An 18882-nucleotide genomic window follows, 5' to 3' on the forward strand; every position below is an offset into this window, starting at 1 on the left:
TTACAAAACCGCTATTCTAACCAATAATACTGAGCAACTAAACATAGCGGTAATGACCCACCACATTTTAAAAGCCACCAAATCAACTGTGCATCTAGGGGGTTTCTCTCACCTACTAGACCCTGTACTGACTATTGATTCTGGCGACACAATTGACGTAGAAACCTATACAGGTTACTACATTTACGATAAAGCACCACCAGAATTTATTACATCTGAATTTTTAGATATCTGCAAAAACTTACCCCCAGAACGCAAAATTGCCGCAGGGCCGCATTTACTCACAGGGCCAATTTACATTCGAGAGGCAAAACCGGGGGATGTTTTAGAAGTAGAATTAGAAGCGATCGCACCTAGTTTACCAGTCGGGTTTAATGCCATTCGTTCAGGTTGGGGAGCATTACCCAATCAGTTTACTCAACCTGCTTTGCGATTTATCCCCCTAGATTTAGTCAACAACACCGCCGAATTTCCTTTTAATAGCGGGATTAAAATTCCCCTGAGACCTTTTTTTGGGATTCTTGGTGTCGCCACCCCAGAAAACGAGCGATCGTCTGTTCCTCCTGGCTGTTATGGTGGTAATATCGACAACCGCGAACTACAAGCCGGCTCACGTATATTTTTACCGGTTTTCGTTCCTGGGGGATTATTTTCCCTTGGTGATGGACATTCTGCACAGGGAGATGGGGAAGTAAATGTCACCGCCATCGAAACTTCCATGAACGGCCGCATCAAAATTACACTCCGTCAGAATTTACCAATTAAAACACCCATTGCAGAAACACCGACTGATATTATCACAATGGGTTTTGCTCCCACATTAGATGCAGCTTTAGAAATGGCTCTGAAAAATATGATTGATTTTCTAGAGCATTTTGTCAATTTGTCCCCAGAAGATGCTTATGTTTTGTGTAGTTTAGCAGTCAATTTCCGCATTACCCAAGTTGTTAATAGTCCCAACAAAGGTGTACATGGTATGCTTCCCAAAGCGATATTGTCATCTAAAATCAGTTTATAGTTACAACAAAACTCACAGTTTTCTATGTCTAATTTACTCATTCAACTGTTGCTAATTGGTTTAGCTGCTGGCGTTGCTGGTGGAATGTTTGGCATCGGTGGCGGTGCAATTATGGTACCGGCAATGGTGTTATTGATGGGGATGGATCAAAAATTTGCTACTGGTACATCCATCGCCGCCCAAGTATTACCAATTGGGATTTTAGGAGCAGCAGTTTACTATCGTAGCGGCAAAATTGATATTAAATATGCAGTGATTATAGCTATTGGGCTAGTAATTGGTAATCTGTTTGGAGCAATGTTTGCTAATCAGCCATTTATTAGCAGTGCAATAATGAAAAAGCTTTACGGCATATTTTTGTTAGCTATTGGTATACGGTATTTATTCATACGTTAGGGGATTGGGATCATCAGTTATCATTTACCAGTCACTTGATAACTGATAACTGATAACTGATTTAACACCCCTTATAGCAATTCTCTATGAAGTTGCACGAAATAAATGATGTAGAGACGTTGCATACAACGTCTCTACAGTCCAGAATAAAGCGCATCTTCATTAAGAAACGGTATTACTGCACTTTCTGAGTGGGGAAAGCACCCGGTCTGATAGCTATGTTGACATTTTGCCCTTTACGTTTTAATGCTAATTGCAACTGTCCGCCGACTTGTGTATTTTCTACCGCTCTTTGAACACTACTAGCATCGGTGACTGATTGACCATTCAGTGATTGTATGACATCACCTGCTCGTATTCCGGCTTGAGCAGCTGGTGAATTTGGCATAACTCTGACAATTAAGACACCTTTATCTTCATCGATAGTCAAACCACTGTTAGGGTCAGAGTTGATATTTTCCCTGATTTGCGGTGTTAACCCGACCATTTGAATACCCAAGTAAGGGTGTTGTACTTTACCTGTAGCGATTAATTGGTTAGAAATTCGTTGTACTGTTTTAATCGGGATAGCAAAACCTAGTCCTTGTGCGCCTTGGATGATGGCTGTGTTCATCCCAATCACCTCACCACGCGCATTGAGTAATGGACCGCCAGAGTTACCGGGGTTAATGGCTGCGTCAGTTTGAATATATTCTACGCGCTTATCGGGTGCGCCAATTTGATTACTAGAGCGTCCAGTTGCGCTGATGATACCTGTAGTTACTGTATTATCTAAACCTAAAGGATTACCGATCGCGATCGCCCATTCTCCTGGTTGTAGTTGGTCAGAGTTACCCAATTTTACTGTTGGTAAATTCTCAGCCTGAATTTTGATTACCGCTACATCCGTTAATTCGTCTTTGCCTAAAACCTTACCTTGAAAGCTACGCCCATCTTTGAGTATGACTCTCACTGTATCAGCACCATTAACTACGTGAGCGTTGGTGAGAATACTACCGTCTGCACTAATGATAAAGCCAGAACCAGTACCCCGTTGTACTCTCTCTTGGCGTTGTGGTAGTTGAGAACCAAAGAACTCGCGGAAAAATGGGTTGTTAAATTGTTCAGGTAAGGAAGTTCTCACAGTGCGAGACGCTTCAATTCTTACCACAGCCGGCCCCACTGTCTGCACTACCTGAGTCACAAAGTTAGCACCTGTCAAAGTGGGTAAAGGTGGTGCTGCATCAACTCGACTCACCGCTAAGTTAGATGCACTCTTGGTTAACTGCTGATGGTTTCCAGCTATATAACCACCCGCTAAAGTCATCCCCGAACCCAAAAACACTAATGATAGAGAAGCGGCTGTTTTTTTCCAAGGTGCGTAATTATGACGTTTATTATTTAATGGGTGAGAATCGTCTTGTACTTGGTTTTGCATGGCTATCTTAAACAATATCAATATGTATTACTAATGTAGCTATGCTTTATTACAGTTATGTTGCGCTGGTATTGCGGCGTTATGAAGCCAATATTAATAATAGAAGTTTTTCGTTAGCGATCGCAACACCCTACGTCCGCGATAAAATTCTCAAGCACCAGAGCGGACTTCATTACCCATGCAAATCAACTGGCAACCTGTGAAAGCCTATGAAGATATCCTATATCACAAAACCGACGGTATCGCTAAAATCACCATCAACCGTCCCCATAAACGTAATGCTTTTCGACCGAAAACTGTCTTTGAACTCTATGATGCTTTCTGCGATGCCCGCGAAGATACTACTATTGGCGTAGTTTTATTTACGGGTGCGGGACCTCATACTGATGGCAAATATGCCTTCTGTTCAGGTGGCGACCAAAGTGTGCGAGGACAAGCAGGTTATGTAGATGATGCTGGCGTTCCCCGCTTGAATGTGCTGGATTTACAACGCCTGATACGTTCCATGCCGAAAGTCGTGATTGCCCTTGTCGCTGGATATGCGATCGGGGGTGGACACGTTCTTCACTTAATTTGTGACTTAACTATTGCCGCAGATAATGCAATTTTCGGTCAGACTGGCCCGAAAGTTGGTAGCTTTGATGGAGGCTTTGGTGCTAGTTATATGGCCCGGATAGTTGGACAAAAAAAAGCACGAGAGATTTGGTTTCTTTGTCGTCAATATGATGCCCAACAAGCTTTAGATATGGGTTTGGTAAATTCTGTTGTCCCAGTCGATGAATTAGAAACAGAAGGAATTAAATGGGCGGAAGAAATTTTAGAAAAAAGTCCGATTGCTATTCGTTGTTTAAAAGCTGCATTTAACGCCGATTGTGATGGACAAGCTGGTTTGCAAGAACTGGCTGGGAATGCCACCTTGTTATATTACATGACCGAAGAAGGCTCTGAAGGTAAGCAAGCTTTTCTAGAAAAACGCCCGCCGAATTTCCGCAGTTTTCCTTGGCTACCTTAAGCCAATTCCGATAAAACACATCGCTGCATAAGCAAAAGAAGCAGGAGGGAACAAAGAAAATAGAGGAAATATAGGAATAAAACTATGATTATCCCCTGCGTTCTCAAAATTGGATAATTTAATTTTAGGCATTCCTGAAACTAAAAAATCGCACCTTGCCTAGAGGTGCGATTTTCTAAATGGTGAACTTGACAGCACTAAAAATTTAAAAATCAAATTTTAATTCAACACCGACTGCACATAGAGTCAGGTACTATTAAGGTTGGTTAGATAAATACTGTCTCAACTTTTGTTTGTTCAGAAGTGGCGGCAGTCTTTTCCTCAGCAGAAACAAAAGTATCATTATCTAAATCTAAAGTTGATATTTGACAATCAGATTTATTTAAAATTGGTGTGGCATCCGGTAAGCTCCAAGCATCTTCCAAAGTTTCCCAAGAAGGGGCAAAAGGTGGTAGTGCTAAAGAACAAGCCTTCCAACTAGCTTGGACTGGTGCGCCCAACTGTTGGCAATTTCCACCACGACGGCCTTCTGGCTTGTAGTGGCGGCAATATCGACAGGCAGATGTCAAATAATTAATAGGTTTCATTTGGGTTCATCTTTAACGCCGTCTAGGGCTAATTTCTGTCCTCTTATTTTCCTTCTACATATAAATACGTAATGAACCCATAACACGTGATTATATCTAGGTCATAGCCTTTTTACGCTAAAATAAACTTTAGATTGTTTTTAGATTTGTGTTATATTTTTCAATGTTTGTTGTAGTGTTTGCATATAAATTATTGCCTATAACTGATTGGGGATCAACGGTAAAAACAAAGTTTTAAATGTTGTACAAATTTTCAAGTAATGTGTAAAATGTACCTTTTGAGCTAGTTACTACCATATTTATATTATATACAAGTAAATTTAAATACTAAAAGTGTTTTTTGACTCAAGCACTCAAATATTGGTTGATGACTGTTTAACACTACATAAGGCACATACACCCCAACGCTGAAGTTCACCGGGTGGTGTGGGAGATTGACATTGAGGACAGAGGGGTAAGCCTTGCGATCGCGCCTGCCTGATCCTAGACCAAGACGCAAAAGCTTGATTGGCATTTTGCTCAGTATTATTACTAATAGTTGAATAATTATTGATGTCACCCAAATAACTAGGATGTTCACGGGGTGAGAAGCTAGGTTGTGACTGCGATCGCTCTGGGGACTTTTGCCAGCCAGCAGTAGAAAAGCGAATATCTGCCAAAGACATAGACAACTTTGCATTTAACTTTACAAGTAATGTCTGACGGCTAAATGTCAAATTTTGCGCCCAAGCCGCGCTAGAAGTTGCTACGCGCAACACATCACGCTGCATTGATAATGGGCGAGAATGTTTAGCAGCCGCACTACCAACAACTTCTGCCCAGGACTGGAGTAGAAGCTGGAATGGGTCTTCCCGCCATTTAGCTTGCTGTTCCAGAACGCCTAAAATATCATTAATTGGTTTCAAGGACATCTTGTCAAAGAGTAGCAAAAATAAAGATTAGTTCTAGGATCTATACTAATCAACAATTTTCGTTACGATTGGCACAAAGTTATCTAAAGTTAATCCAGCAGCCCACGTTGGAGGCATGAGGCAATGAGTCAAAATCCCCTGATGGATTCCGGTACGCGATCGCCTAAAACACCTAGTTTGAAGCCAGCATTAGCAGCAGCACTAGGGAGTTTAGAAGTACAGTTAGACCAAGAATTAGCCCGTTACCGCCGCTCACGTATGGGAATAAGGGCAACTAGCCAGCCCTCAGTGCATAGTTATGTCAGCAGTCCGCCTCAAGATATGACTCCAAAAACTACCACAGTGGGCAATACTCAGCCACCAACAGTAGAAATTAGAAACTATACAACCCCTATTCCTGAAACCCCACCAGAACAAGCAGCACTAACTACTACCAAGATAGAAATACCAGAACATACATCGGTGTCTACTCACACCGAATCCAACACCCAAATTCCTCTACCTCCACCCAAGGTTTCTAGTAGCATAGTTCCAGCCAGTACCGAGACGAATCAAAATGACAAGCTTTTAGCTAATGACACTCCTACCCAGCCAGATGACTATCTAGAATCTAGTGAAGCATTGCTACGTAGTTTAACGGATGAACAGTCACCAGCCGACAACCAGCCAAGCAATTCTAGTGAGAGTCTGCTATCACCCTTGGGTATAGGTTCTATGCTGCTGTTACTATTAGCAAGTCTGACATTGGGCTACGTCGTATTTAACCCGAAAAGTTTACCCCAATTGAATCTGAGTAAATTATTCAACAGTAACTCATCTCCCAGTGCCGAAACTCCCGAAGCAGTTGGTACGAACACCCAGCCCCAAGCCCAGCCAGAACTCACACTCATACCCAAATATCCCAACCTAGCCGCCCAAGAATTTCCCCAAGTCAGAGATCCCAATGATGTAGTTGGCTTGCAACCTAAAGTTCAACCAGCACCCATAGCACCATTAAACCCCCTTGCCATCCCCACACCGGTTATTCCTCCTTTAACTCAGGTACAGCCTTTACCACCTTTGGATATATCCCCAACACCCTTACAACCCCTACCTCAACCCACAGCAAACACAGCCAACACAGAAATCAAACCCGCAGCAGATGGACGATACTACATAGTGACCGACAATCAAGAAGCAAGTTCTTTGGCGGCTGCACGAAAAGTAGTTCCTGATGCTTACTTATCGAGTGGTAATAAATTAATTTACTTAGGCGCACTCAATAGCAAAGAAGAAGCGCAACAAAGGCTAAAACAGCTACAAGCCAAGGGAATTAAAGCCAGAGTACAGCAGCCATGAGCAGTGATAATTTGCGATAGGATGGGTAAGACATAGAGAAAATTGCCTGTGTCTTAACCATCGCTACGCTCAATTCAAAATTAGTTTTTTGAATTTTGTTCGCCCTTCTCTCCGTTCCCGGAGCGTGTCGTAGACAGAGGCTGCGCCAAGGCGTTCCCATTCGCGTAGCGTCGCCGACAGGAGAAGAGTATTTTGAATTTTGAATTCCCCAAAAGGGTCTGAATGGAGAGCCGACATGGAATTGATCAAGCGTATCGTGCGAGTGATAAACGCTAATCTGAATAGTTTCTTGGGTAGTACCGAAGATCCAGAAAAAATTCTGGAGCAAACTGTCATGGAAATGCAGGAAAATTTAGTGTTGTTGCGACAGGGAGTAGCCCAAGCGATCGCCACCCAAAAACGCACTGAACGCCAAGCTGCATCTGCCCAATCAACAGCAGAAGAATGGTATCGTCGCGCCCAATTGGCTCTCAATCAAGGTAATGAACCCCTAGCGAGAGAAGCTTTAACTAAACGCCACGCCTACCTAGAAACGGCCACAGCCCTAACTAACCAAATACAGCAGCAAAATGATTTAGTAGCTAGACTCAAGCAGGATATGCGGACACTAGAATTAAAAATTTCTGAAGCCAAAACGAAAAAAGATATGTATATTGCCCGCGCTCGTGCGGCGGAGGCATCCTATAAACTGCAAGATATGCTGAGTACAGCGTCTGCAACCAGTAGCTTGAGTGCTTTTGAGCGTATGGAAGAAAAAGTTTTACAAATAGAAGCTCAATCAGAGGCCATTTCTCAACTCGGTGGCGATGACTTAGAAAAAAGATTCGCCTCTTTAGAAGCCACTAAAGACGTTGATAGCGAACTAGCCGCGATGAAATCCCAGCAATTGCCCCCAAGTTAAGAATCTAAAAAATTGGGCAATCTTCAAATCTAGGAGATATCTTAGCAATTATATAGGTGTCGGGATGTACCGAACCAAACCGGAAAGATTACATTAAAAATGGAAGTTATTAAATAGTAAAAAAGCTAACCACCTAACCCAGCGCGTAAACTTCACAAGGAAAAACAAAGTTATGGGATTATTTGATCGGATTAAGCGCGTCGTCAGTGCTAACCTCAACGATTTAGTCAATAAAGCCGAAGATCCAGAAAAAATGCTGGAACAAGCCATCCTGGAAATGCAGGAAGACTTAGTACAGTTACGCCAAGGAGTAGCCCAAACGATCGCGGCTCAAAAACGCTCAGAGAAACAGTATAATGACGCTCAAAACGAAATTAATAAGTGGCAACGCAATGCTCAACTAGCACTGCAAAAAGGTGACGAGAACCTAGCAAGACAAGCCCTAGAACGTAAAAAAACTTATACCGAAACTAGTACAGCCCTAAAAAGTAGCCTAGATCAACAAAGCACTCAAGTAGAAACCCTCAAACGCAACTTAATCCAGCTAGAAAGCAAAATTTCTGAAGCCAAAACCAAGAAAGAAATGCTCAAAGCCCGGATTACCACCGCTAAAGCCCAAGAACAACTCCAAAACATGGTAAGCGGTATGAATACCAGCAGTGCCATGTCAGCTTTTGAGCGGATGGAAGAAAAAGTCTTAATGCAAGAAGCTCGCGCCCAATCATCCGCCGAACTTGCAAGTGCAGACTTAGAAACCCAATTTGCACAATTAGAAGCCGGTAGCGACGTTGATGATGAATTAGCAGCAATGAAGGCATCTTTAGCACCTGCAACCCCAGTCAACCAAGCCCAACTACCTCCCCAACAAGAACAACAATCCACAGCACCTAAATCCAATGATGTGATTGACAGTGACTTGGAAGCCCTACGCAAGCAATTGGATCAAATGTAATACTTGCAAAATCATAAGTATACTTAATCCCACGCCTCTTGGTTGTGGGATTTTGTTATTAATATTTCTGTTCTCCTCCCCTGCTTCTTCCCTATCACCTGTCCCCTGTCCCCTGTCCCCTGTCCCCTGTCCCCTGTCCCCTGTCACCTGTCCCCAATCGTTAACATCAGAAAATATCTATGCAATATAGACTATGGAGTGTTGACAACTTTGGGATAGAGTAATTTGTGTGCCAACTTTGATCGATGCCAACTAATGGAGACTGCAATGAGTAAGGGTGTAATCACCATCAGCGATGCTGAGTTTGAAACTGAAGTGTTGCAAGCCGAGCAACCTGTATTAGTTTACTTTTGGGCTTCCTGGTGTGGGCCTTGTCAACTGATGTCGCCACTGATGAATTTTGTTGCTAAAACTTATAGCGATCGCCTGAAAGTTGTCAAACTAGAAATAGATCCTAATCCTGTCACCGTGAAACAATACCAAGTAGAAGGTGTCCCAGCCCTCCGACTGGTTCAAGGCGAGAAACTCTTAGTATCTGCTGAAGGGGCGATCGGCAAAGATAAATTAATCGATCTCTTGGATAAGCACTTAAATAATAATTAGTCCCCTAGTCAATAGTCTTTAGTCTATAGTAACGACGGTTGACCATTGACTAATGACTATTGACTGATGACCATTGACTAATCACTAATATGCAATTTGCCCAACGTTTACAACCCCTGCAATCTAATGTATTTGCTGATATGGATAGAGCCAAGTCCTTGGCTCTCGCCGCAGGGAAAGAGTTAATTGATTTGTCCCTGGGGTCTTCTGATTTGCCAGCCGAAGCCCATGTGATTGAAGCGATCGCCCAATCTCTCTATGACCCTAGTACCCACGGCTACTTGCTGTTTAACGGTACACGGGGGTTTCGGCAAGCGGCTGCTAATTGGTATGAACAAAAGTTTGGGATCAAAGTTGATCCTGAAACTGAGGTACTACCTTTAATCGGTTCTCAGGAAGGTACAGCCCATTTACCATTGGCTTTGCTTAATCCTGGGGATTTTGCCTTACTGCTTGATCCAGGCTACCCTTCCCATATGGGCGGAGTCTATTTAGCTAGTGGGCAAATTTACCCTATGCCCTTGAAGGCAGAAAATGATTTTTTGCCTGTGTTGAGCGATATTCCCGCTAATGTTTTAGCCCAGTCGCGGATGATGGTATTGAGCTATCCTCATAATCCCACAGCCGCGATCGCACCCTTATCTTTCTTTAAAGAAGCCGTCGCCTTTTGTCAGCAGCATAATATCGCCTTAGTTCACGATTTTCCCTATGTGGATTTGGTATTTGAGGGTAATGGGGACTGGGGACTGGGGACTGGGGACTGGGAAAAAGCCCTTGTGCCTTCGATTTTGCAGGCTGATCCAGATAAAAGCGTTTCTATAGAGTTTTTCACCCTTTCTAAGTCTTATAATATGGGCGGTTTCCGTATTGGTTACGCCATTGGGAATGCCCAATTAATTCAGGCTTTACGGCAAGTCAAAGCAGCAGTTGATTTTAATCAGTATCGCGGAATTTTAAATGGAGCGATCGCAGCTCTCACAGGCCCCCAAGCCGGAGTGCAAACGGCTGTGAATAGATTCCGTCAACGTCGTGATGCTTTTGTGAATGCCTTACACCAGATAGGTTGGTATGTTCCCACCCCCAAAGCCACAATGTACATTTGGGCGCAATTACCATCACCTTGGAATCAAAAATCTGTAGAGTTTTGTACCGAGTTAGTGAAACAAACTGGTGTAGCTGCTTCCCCTGGCGCTGGCTTCGGCAAATCTGGCGAAGGATACGTTCGTTTTGCCTTAGTCCATGAACCAGCTTTGTTAGAAACCGCCGTGGAGAGAATGGCTAAGTTTCTCTAGTTAGGTGTGTAAGGGTGTAGGGGAGCGCACCCATTTAGATAATACTTTGAGAAATTCACCAGGAACTTGAACAATTGAAAATTTAAATTACAAATTACGAATTACGAATTACGAATTACGAATTACGAATTACGAATTACGAATTATTATCTTGTTCTGTATATTTGCAGAAAACATTTACACCAATTTTCAGAATATATAACACAACAATTGTAGCGATCGCAGCATCAAGAGGTATACCATTCACAGCAGCTACAGCTACCAATGAGCCAATAATACTGTTGAGCAAAGAAGCACTACCGGGGTTTTTAGTGTACTCTTTAATCTTGCCTTGTAAACCATCATCACCACATATTTCAGCGCGGATTTCATTCAGGGTTAACTGTAACAGCGACTTGTTTTTACCGTAATCTTTTCTGCCAAATTTCTCTTGCCATAGTTCATCAAAACTAGCTTCTAAATCACCATTATGATGTTCTAAAGTTGTTAGTGCTTTCCGTTCTAGTTCGTCTTGGAGGATTTGTTGCAATTGTTGAATTTCAGTAGGAGATAATTGAGTAGACATATATTCTTGATTGCAATATTTTAAGGTGTATTCGTTAATTCTTGAATTAATTGCTCAGGCGTAAGAATCCGAGGAGTGGATACAGGAAAATCTCCAGGATTACGAGTAATAATAGCATCTAATTGATTTATCGCCGCCGTGCTGTCTTGAATAGCGTCTTCAAAGTCTTTAAAGTTAATATTTAACGCCATGTTAATTGTATTGCTATCTACATTAGCAATACGGCAAAAATTAGCTAACTGTTTTAAATAAGTAGCAGGCCACTCTCGACCCCTTGGGCGGCGGATTATGTAATATAAATCACTGAAACTTGAGGCAGAAACATAACCTTCAATTGCTCCTTCCTCAACCATTACCAAAACTTGTTCGCTGGCTGCTAGGAAAGGCTCTCGTTCAAGAGCATCATCAAGAATTACATTAGTATCTAACAGAACTCTCACAGGTTATGCTTCTCCTTTAATGCTTCCCATCTGGCTGCATCAGCATCAAAGTCAGGTGAGACAGGAGGAGCATTTTCAAATAAACCTGCAAATGCTTTCACTTTAGATTTCCGTTTTGGCTTGTTTGGTTGTGGTTGGCTAGAAACTTCTGTAGAAGTTACTTCAGATGGAATTTGCAAAATAATAACTTCCACTTCGCCAGGAGCAATATTTAAAGGCTCGTCAATAATCAAATTGCCTGATTCATCAATTGTGGCGTTCACTTTGTAGGCTTGCATACTGCTACTCCTTTTTATTTTTAGAATAGAACAATATGGCTGCAAACAGGCTGATGTGTATGTGCTTACCTATTACTAAAATTATGACCTTGGTTTAGTGAATCTGGAAAACCCCTCTCCATAGCTTGCTTCCCGCAGGGTACTTCTCCCCTACCAATGTAGAGACGTTTCATGAAACGTCTCTACATATTCCCCCTTCCCTAGTAGCTACGGTGTACACACAAGTTCTACCCACATACATTTCAAAACTTTGAGAAAATTCTCAACTGTCATGTTGAATGTAGCGATAGCGAAATGAAACATCTAGAGACTACGGTGCAAGTCCGAGATTCTTCCTTCCGCTCCGCTCCACTCAGAATGACATTGAAGGGCTATAAAGTAGGCTGTTGACTCTGTGGCTTTTTTGGGGTGTGGTTCATGCAGTTTTTTGCACATCTCCACTATGGCTGAAACCTTGTAATGACTGGGCTTTTAACGAAATACAAAGTACATGGTACATATTTACTAAAAACCAACAAAGTCAACACCCTAGCTATAAAGCAAGTGGTGACTGGGATTTTAAGACTTGTGTGTACACGGTAGTTCCCTAGTAGGGAAGGGGGTTAAAGGGTTAGGGGGTTAGGTTTCACGTTAACTTTTACACATAACGTGAAAACTCACGGTCAAAACATCACAACGTTGGTTCAAAACATCACAATGTTAATTCACAACATCGCAATGTTAATTCAAAACATCACAATGTTAGTTCAAAACATCGCAATGTTAGTTCAAAACATCACGATGTTAGTTCAAAACATTACAATATTTGTGGCAAATGCTTATATGTTCGCAACCAACACTTAAAAAAAAACTTATAACTGTAATCAGAGAGATTAGAACATCAAGCCTGATAACAAAAGGCTTTCAAATCTGTTAACTGTCAAATATTAAGGACTGAAGTCCTTACTACGAACTATCTCGCGCTTGCCAAATTGCCTCACGCACCTCACCCACGCACTCTTCACCCGTCACCTCACGCCAAATGGCTTGAAACTCGCTTTCTCCTATGTGCTTGAGCAATCCTCCTAAATAGTTAATGAGCAAATCAAACCATTCCTGATCATGCTGTAAATCTATAACTAAGGCTTGCAGATAACTTTTTACTGCTTCATTTGAACTTGATTGTGCTTCTAAAACATTGCCCAAGCTCATCAATGCTAATGAAATTTTATACCAATCTTGAAATTCCTGAAAAATTTCAAGTGCTTTCTTGTAATAATTAAATGCAACATGAAGGTTTTCTTGTCTCTGTGCTATCATTCCCAACAAATAATAGCCATCTGCTGCTTTATACCAATCTTGATTATCTTCTCTAATTTTCAAAGCTGCTTGGCAATAACGAATTGCTTCATTAAAAATATTTTGACGCTGTGCCAAAATAGCTAACTGATGATAGACAGTAGCAGCTTTATCTGTGTTTTTGACATTTTCAAAAATTCTTAATGCTTTTGTATAATAGGCAAAGGCTTCATCATAGTTCTGTTGTATTTCAGCGACCTGACCCAATTGTAAATACTCATCGGCTGAGTTATACCAATCTTCAGTATCTTCGTAAATTTTTAAAGCTTCTTTGTAATAATTGCTGGCTTCTGCAAATTGCCCTTGTAGATATTTGACACTTCCCAGTTGATGATATGCAGCCGCAACTTTATCTAAACCTCCATAATTTTTGTAAATATTTAGAGCTGTTTTAGAAAAATTAATAGCTTCTTTATATTGTCGCTGCTTTAGTGCTATTTCACCTAATTGGTAGTATGCCTCTCCTGACTTGTATAAGTCTTGAGCGTCTTTGTATATTCTTAAAGCTTGTTGTGAATAATTTGTCGCTTTTTGGAATTGCCTTTGTATTTGGTAAATTCTACTCAAGTTTAGATAAATACTAGCTGCTTTATAAGATTCTCCAGAGTTTTTACGAATATTCAAGGCTATTTCGTAAGCAACAATAGCTTTGTTTAAATCACCCTGCTCCACAGCTACACCCGCTAAATTATTATTTAAAGTTGCGATGCCATCATTTACGGAAGAAATTTTTAATCCTATCAATTCATCTAAAATCTCTTGATATATTGCTCTTGCTTTTTCCAAATCATGAATAGCCAAAGCTTCATTAGCTTCGCTATTACGCAAATACATCCACATATCGAAGGCTGCGTTACCTTTTTCCTTTACCTGTTTCAAGTTTGTACCAATCTGCTTACATATCCTCTGCCGCAGGTAGTTAAACTGCTGTTTACGACTCCATCGCTTATATACTTCTCCTAATACTGTCAAAATTGACTGAGCATTACGCCAATCTTGTTGTTGTTCAGCAAAGCGTAGGTTGTGCAAAAAATTCGGTTCTTCTATTCGCAACATGAGACTCGCACTTTCAGCATTGCTAATTAGCTGTTCATCATAGTGTTCTGCCAATGCTGTATAAAAAATCAGTAAATTTTTTTCAAGTTCCAAAATGTCTGCTTGAGTGCTTTGTTCATTTAGGCGTTCGCGTAGATACCAAGGTAATGTCGGATGAATTGTATAAATTTTTGAACCGAGATGTTCCAATATACCTACTTCTGTTGATTCTTCAAGAATCAATTGCCAATAGCTAGGTTGAACATTTTCACCAAAAACATCTCTGTATAACTTTCCAAAATCACTATCTGGATTTGCTAAGAATATACTAAACCAATGAGCATAAACCCGTTCCGAAAACAAGGCTAAAAACGGTAAATGTCGCCGCGTTTTCTCCGACAACCTCGCAAAAGAATAATCCAAAGACACCGTTAACGACTTATCCCTACCCTCCTCCTCTACACCCTGAAAAGTATCTAAACCACGCCGCAACGCTTCAATTAACTTAGTTGGTGTCTGGTTTTTCAAATGTGGTAATACCACCCGCAAAGACAAGGGATGTCCACCCAGCAATTTCAATAACTCCAAATATTCTTTTGGTAGGTTCTTTCTCTCCACACCCACGGTTTGCAAAATCTTCGCCGCCAATTCTTCCGCATCGGCTGACGATAAACCGCCCACATTAATTAACCTATATCCACAATCAAGCCAAGGTTCTTCGCGGCGACTGGTAATTAATACCCAAGATTTCCCACCCCGCAATTCTTTGAGAAACCGTTTCAGGTTGTTTCTTTCTTCTTCACTCACCAATGGTTCATTCCCCGTGGGGAAACCGTTCACGGGTTCAAAGTTATCCCAAATCAATAAACAAGGATTGGTTTGCAGATATTGCCGCACTACCGCCTCTTGTTGTTCTGTCATCAATTGGGAAAATTTATCTCCACCCAACGCCTTGCCAATTTGGTTAATTACCTGAATTAACCCCGCACCCTGTTCAAAGGAGGTGAAGAAAATTCCGCCTGTGCGTTCTTGGGTATCATATAACCACCGGGCAAAACCTGCGGCTAACTCAGTCTTACCAACGCCGCCCATTCCCTGGACTAACACTACATGATTTTGCCAACATGCTCTCTCTAAGCATTGAATCTCATAATCTCGCCCAATAAAACCATAGGCACTTTCATCAGGTAAACCATAGACATCTCCAAAATAGTATTATTCTGTGATAAAAGAACATTAAAGCGTTATTTTGACACAGAAGCATGAGCAATATACTGAATTACATTGAAGAGAATCCTAAACAAACCCAAAGGTTAATAGGTCTGGAATATGAACAGTTACAACAATTAATCATAAATGGGGAAAGATTATATCATGAAAAAAAAGCTTTACTGGAATCTAAGAAAGTGAGAATTATTGCTGGTGGAGGAGGTCGGAAACCAAAATTATCTATTTCTGAACAAATCATTTTAACTTTAGTGTATCTCCGACATCTGACAACCTTTCAACTTCTAGGTATTCAGTTTGAAGTAAGTGAGTCTACAGCCAACGATACGTTTAACTATTGGTTGCCTAACTTGCGAGAATTACTGCCATCAAGTTTGCTTGAACAAGTAAAAAAAAAACGCTTCTGACTATGAAGTAGTAAAAGAAATGCTCACAGAATATGAATTAATAGTAGATAGCTATGAACAAGTCAGAGAAAGACCTAGAGACAATGATGAACAAAAGAAATATTTTTCAGGTAAGAAGAGTAATCATACATTTAAAACTCAAATGATTATTTTACCTGATGCTAGTGATATCGTTGATGTTGTGGCAGGTGAACCTGGTCCAAAAAGCGATATAACTTTGTTCCGAGAATATCGTTCAGAGTTTGATGCCAAACAAAGATTTAAAGGAGATAAGGCATATCTTGGAGAAGATTTAATTACAACTCCAATTAAGAAACCAAGAAATCAAGAACTAACAACTGAACAGAAAGAACAGAACAAAATATTTTCATCTAAACGAATCTTTGTTGAACATCGAATACGGTCAGTCAAAATCTTTCGAGTTGTCCAAGAGAGATTTAGGTTAAATACCCGCAAATATAAGCAAGTAATTTTGACGATTTGTGGGCTAGTAAGGTTACGGATTCGAGGGCTAATATTACCATTAGAAATATCAGCTATATCATCAGGTTAAAATTATCGCATATAACTAGATATTTTTGCCTAATTATCAACAGCAAATATCTCAAAGTCTTATTTCATCGTACAGAATAGCTAATTTAAGATGATTGCATTTAGTGGCTACAGCCTAGCCAAACAAAGGCTTTGACTGTTTTCGGAGATGTCTCATGTAGAGACGTTTTATTCAACGTCTCTACATTATTCATTAATTCTAAAAAACTCGGTGCTTGCTGTTTGGGAACAAATGGTGTGTAGGGTTCTTGCTGATATAAAACTGGCACTAGCCAATCTTGTAAAGGTAAATCCACATTGAGAGCAGGGCGCAATTTTTCAATACACATTGACTTTCGCCCAGCTGCGACTGCTGCGGCAATACACTCTCCCCTTACCAGTTCCCGATAAAACCGCCCAATAAAGTGTTCTGCACCTTTGGCTTGGACTTTATACGCCATTGCTACTACACCCTTCGCCCCCAATTTCACTAACTGTCCCGCGACTGAGGAAAAAGCTTCTTCGCCTACTTGTCCAGATTTGCAAGCGTTTAAGACGAAAATTGGCACGCGACAATCTCTTAAATATTGGGCAATTTCTCTAGCGTTGACTGTTTGGGGGTTGCCTTCGTCGTCTTCAAACACTAAAACGCCTTGGGTTTCGTTGTCAAAATCCCCATGTCCATCAAAATGGACAATATGGTAAAAACCCTTATGCGCCTGTAATTCTGCTTCAAACTCTCTGAGGCTAGGGGGACGCAATACTTTCAGATTGACTTGTTGGCGGATGGGTTGCAACGCTGTCAACAGGGGACGGGCTATGGTTTTAAAATTTATGTCTCGTTCGCCGTAAGGACGGGCAATTACTAATAAAATATTTAACTGGTCATCGGGCATTGGTGGTAAAGCTGCCCTAACTCCCTGACTGCTAAGGCTGCGATACATCCCAGCTAATGATGGGGCGAGAAATTGATAGTCGGGGGAATACAGCAATTCCCAAGGTAAATTCAGCACGTTGGCGTTATCAGAAATTATGCCCAGTTCACAGTTGTCGAGTCCTTCCCTTGTGGCTTCTTGAAAAAATTCTTTGCCCTTCTCGGTGCTGCGAAATACTAGCTCAAATAACTCTTGTCCCCAGTGCTGCAACTGTTGTTCGATTTTTGCGGCGTTATCTGGGAATATCCCGTAGGGGAAGGTGAGATATTCTTCTAAATACCAGCGTAAATCAGTTAGCTTTTCTTGATCGAAAGGTTGATGGAATGGGACTTGTGGCGCAAGGCGTTGGGTTTCATATCCCCGTTGCCAGGATAGTTGTATGGTTTCACTGTGATAGGTAATTCTTAACCAGTTTCTTACCATCTGTGCTGGGTTGTTGCTTTGAGTGATTTGATTCTAGCTTATGTGGGTTATCACGCAGAGGCGCGGAGACGCGGAGAGGGAGGTGGAGTGTTTTTAGTTGGTATGATTTGGGTTTAATTAGGTTATTTCTGGTTTTTTATGTTCCCTCAGATTGAAACTATATTTTTGCGTCAAATGGCTTCGGGCGATCGCCTGTTTTTACAACTTTACAAGTTCATCGGTTCTCAACCTGGGAAAAAGGTCTATATTCAATCAAATCTCCACGGTGCGGAAATATCTGGTAATGCGGTTATTCATCAATTGATTGAGTTTTTATTGTCGGTTGATGCGGCTGATTTAATGGGGGAGGTTTGGTTAGTTCCTGTGTGCAATCCAATGGGAGTTAATGAACGCGCTCAACATTTTTCTCCTGGCCGTCATTGTGCCTATGAATCTAAAGACTGGAATCGCATTTTTTGGGATTATGAGAAACACAATAATCATTTGTTGGCTTTTGCTAAGTCTCAAATTCATGAAGATTTAGCAACTATTCGCCAGAATTATTTAAATATTATCAAACAGAAATTTGCTCGGAATTTAGATGAAATTAGTTCACCTCATAGCGTCCCCTACAGTGAAAGATTTCGGTATGAATTACAATCTATTAGTCTCGATGCTGACTATTTAATTGATTTACATAGTTCTAATAATCAAGGTTTAGATTATGTTTATTATTTCCGTAATCGTGAAGATAGCGCAAAATATTTTTTGCTGGATTTTGGTATATTGCTAGATAAATATGATGGTGATGCTTTCGATGAAGCGTTTATTAAACCTTGGTTGGCTTTAGAAGATTGTTTTCAGCAGTTGGGTAGACAAATTCAATTTGACATCGAAGCTTGGACTTTAGAACTAGGTGCAGGTATGCAAATGAATCCTGATTCGGTGGCGAAAGGTGTGGAGGGTATAAAAAATTATTTAATTCAAAAAAATGTGTTGCAAAATCTACCCTCTACTCAAGGTCATGAAATTTATTTTGCTAAGAGTAGCAACCGGGAAAAATATTATGCGATCGCAGGCGGGATGATTCAGTCTAGAGTCGCTTTAGGTACAAATATCAAAGCTGGCGAAAAACTATATCAAATTCTCAGCTTTAATAAGGAAAATCAGCTACCTACAGTTATTGATATCTGTGCGGCTGAAGATGGCTTAGTTTACGATGTCTCCACAAATCAAGCTGTAAATCAAGGTGAATTTGTGCTTGGGATAATTCATTAGTTGATAATTGTTCATAAGA

The 18882-nt window shown here is 41.0% G+C and carries 19 protein-coding genes; 11 read left to right on the forward strand and 8 right to left on the reverse strand.

Annotated features, from left to right (window positions below; genetic code table 11):
* The first annotated feature begins 52 nt into the window (after nt 1–52).
* Together L6494_RS10280 and L6494_RS10285 are read left to right on the forward strand one after the other, a co-directional pair.
* Nucleotides 53–1018: an acetamidase/formamidase family protein gene (locus L6494_RS10280; protein WP_237994465.1), complete on the forward strand. Its 966-nt coding sequence runs from the start codon at nt 53–55 to the stop codon at nt 1016–1018.
* Nucleotides 1019–1042: 24 nt separating this feature from the next.
* A complete protein-coding gene (locus tag L6494_RS10285; protein ID WP_190696129.1) occupies nt 1043–1414 on the forward strand; it encodes a sulfite exporter TauE/SafE family protein in 372 nt (123 codons plus the stop codon).
* 175 nt (nt 1415–1589) lie between these two features.
* Here L6494_RS10285 and L6494_RS10290 read toward each other — a convergent pair whose 3' ends face one another.
* Entirely contained in the window at nt 1590–2831 is a 1242-nt protein-coding gene (locus L6494_RS10290; protein WP_237994468.1) for an HhoA/HhoB/HtrA family serine endopeptidase, read from the reverse strand.
* Between the two features lie 178 nt (nt 2832–3009).
* Here L6494_RS10290 and menB point away from each other — a divergent pair, with 178 nt between their 5' ends.
* Nucleotides 3010–3843, forward strand: a complete 834-nt coding sequence (menB, locus tag L6494_RS10295) for a 1,4-dihydroxy-2-naphthoyl-CoA synthase (RefSeq protein WP_237994470.1) — start codon at nt 3010–3012, stop codon at nt 3841–3843.
* Nucleotides 3844–4109: 266 nt separating this feature from the next.
* Here menB and L6494_RS10300 read toward each other — a convergent pair whose 3' ends face one another.
* Both L6494_RS10300 and L6494_RS10305 read right to left on the reverse strand, forming a co-directional pair.
* On the reverse strand, nt 4110–4430 hold the full coding sequence (locus L6494_RS10300) for a hypothetical protein (protein ID WP_237994472.1): 321 nt from the start codon (nt 4428–4430) through the stop codon (nt 4110–4112).
* 353 nt (nt 4431–4783) lie between these two features.
* Entirely contained in the window at nt 4784–5341 is a 558-nt protein-coding gene (locus tag L6494_RS10305) for a DUF721 domain-containing protein (RefSeq protein ID WP_237994474.1), read from the reverse strand.
* Nucleotides 5342–5464: 123 nt separating this feature from the next.
* Here L6494_RS10305 and L6494_RS10310 point away from each other — a divergent pair, with 123 nt between their 5' ends.
* From L6494_RS10310 to L6494_RS10330, 5 genes are all read left to right on the forward strand, one after another.
* Nucleotides 5465–6679 carry a hypothetical protein gene (locus L6494_RS10310; protein WP_237994476.1) on the forward strand — a complete coding sequence of 405 codons (1215 nt, stop codon included), beginning with the start codon at nt 5465–5467 and terminating at the stop codon, nt 6677–6679.
* Between the two features lie 235 nt (nt 6680–6914).
* A complete protein-coding gene (locus tag L6494_RS10315; protein WP_237994478.1) occupies nt 6915–7580 on the forward strand; it encodes a PspA/IM30 family protein in 666 nt (221 codons plus the stop codon).
* A gap of 172 nt (nt 7581–7752) precedes the next feature.
* Nucleotides 7753–8532 (forward strand): PspA/IM30 family protein, encoded by a 780-nt coding sequence (locus L6494_RS10320; RefSeq protein ID WP_237994480.1) that lies wholly within the window; start codon nt 7753–7755, stop codon nt 8530–8532.
* Nucleotides 8533–8799: 267 nt separating this feature from the next.
* Entirely contained in the window at nt 8800–9135 is a 336-nt protein-coding gene (locus L6494_RS10325) for a thioredoxin family protein (protein ID WP_237994482.1), read from the forward strand.
* Between the two features lie 89 nt (nt 9136–9224).
* Nucleotides 9225–10427 carry an LL-diaminopimelate aminotransferase gene (locus L6494_RS10330; protein WP_237994485.1) on the forward strand — a complete coding sequence of 401 codons (1203 nt, stop codon included), beginning with the start codon at nt 9225–9227 and terminating at the stop codon, nt 10425–10427.
* 136 nt (nt 10428–10563) lie between these two features.
* Here L6494_RS10330 and L6494_RS10335 read toward each other — a convergent pair whose 3' ends face one another.
* The 4 genes from L6494_RS10335 to L6494_RS10350 form a co-directional block, all read right to left on the reverse strand.
* A complete protein-coding gene (locus L6494_RS10335; protein ID WP_237994487.1) occupies nt 10564–10992 on the reverse strand; it encodes a hypothetical protein in 429 nt (142 codons plus the stop codon).
* Nucleotides 10993–11012: 20 nt separating this feature from the next.
* Complete coding sequence (locus L6494_RS10340) at nt 11013–11432, reverse strand: type II toxin-antitoxin system VapC family toxin (RefSeq protein ID WP_237994489.1); 420 nt, start codon at nt 11430–11432, stop codon at nt 11013–11015.
* Nucleotides 11429–11710, reverse strand: coding sequence for a hypothetical protein (locus L6494_RS10345; RefSeq protein WP_237994491.1), 282 nt, complete (start codon nt 11708–11710; stop codon nt 11429–11431). The genes L6494_RS10340 and L6494_RS10345 overlap by 4 nt, the downstream gene beginning before the upstream one ends.
* 945 nt (nt 11711–12655) lie before the next feature.
* The gene (locus tag L6494_RS10350; RefSeq protein WP_237994493.1) at nt 12656–15190 is read right to left on the reverse strand and encodes a tetratricopeptide repeat protein; all 2535 of its coding nucleotides are present in this window, start codon (nt 15188–15190) and stop codon (nt 12656–12658) included.
* 155 nt (nt 15191–15345) lie between these two features.
* On the opposite strand from L6494_RS10350, the gene L6494_RS10355 reads away from it, so the two are divergent.
* Both L6494_RS10355 and L6494_RS10360 read left to right on the forward strand, forming a co-directional pair.
* The gene (locus tag L6494_RS10355) at nt 15346–15717 is read left to right on the forward strand and encodes a helix-turn-helix domain-containing protein (RefSeq protein WP_237989128.1); all 372 of its coding nucleotides are present in this window, start codon (nt 15346–15348) and stop codon (nt 15715–15717) included.
* A gap of 19 nt (nt 15718–15736) precedes the next feature.
* Nucleotides 15737–16270, forward strand: a complete 534-nt coding sequence (locus L6494_RS10360; RefSeq protein ID WP_237989127.1) for an HARBI1 family protein — start codon at nt 15737–15739, stop codon at nt 16268–16270.
* A gap of 100 nt (nt 16271–16370) precedes the next feature.
* Here the strand turns inward: L6494_RS10360 and L6494_RS10365 are convergent, their stop codons facing one another.
* Nucleotides 16371–17606 carry a CHAT domain-containing protein gene (locus L6494_RS10365; protein WP_237994495.1) on the reverse strand — a complete coding sequence of 412 codons (1236 nt, stop codon included), beginning with the start codon at nt 17604–17606 and terminating at the stop codon, nt 16371–16373.
* 138 nt (nt 17607–17744) lie between these two features.
* Here L6494_RS10365 and L6494_RS10370 point away from each other — a divergent pair, with 138 nt between their 5' ends.
* Nucleotides 17745–18863: a succinylglutamate desuccinylase/aspartoacylase family protein gene (locus L6494_RS10370; protein WP_237994497.1), complete on the forward strand. Its 1119-nt coding sequence runs from the start codon at nt 17745–17747 to the stop codon at nt 18861–18863.
* The last annotated feature ends 19 nt before the right edge of the window (nt 18864–18882 follow it).

Origin of the sequence: Nostoc sp. UHCC 0870, assembly GCF_022063185.1 — a bacterium.
Classification (GTDB): Bacteria; Cyanobacteriota; Cyanobacteriia; order Cyanobacteriales; family Nostocaceae; genus Trichormus.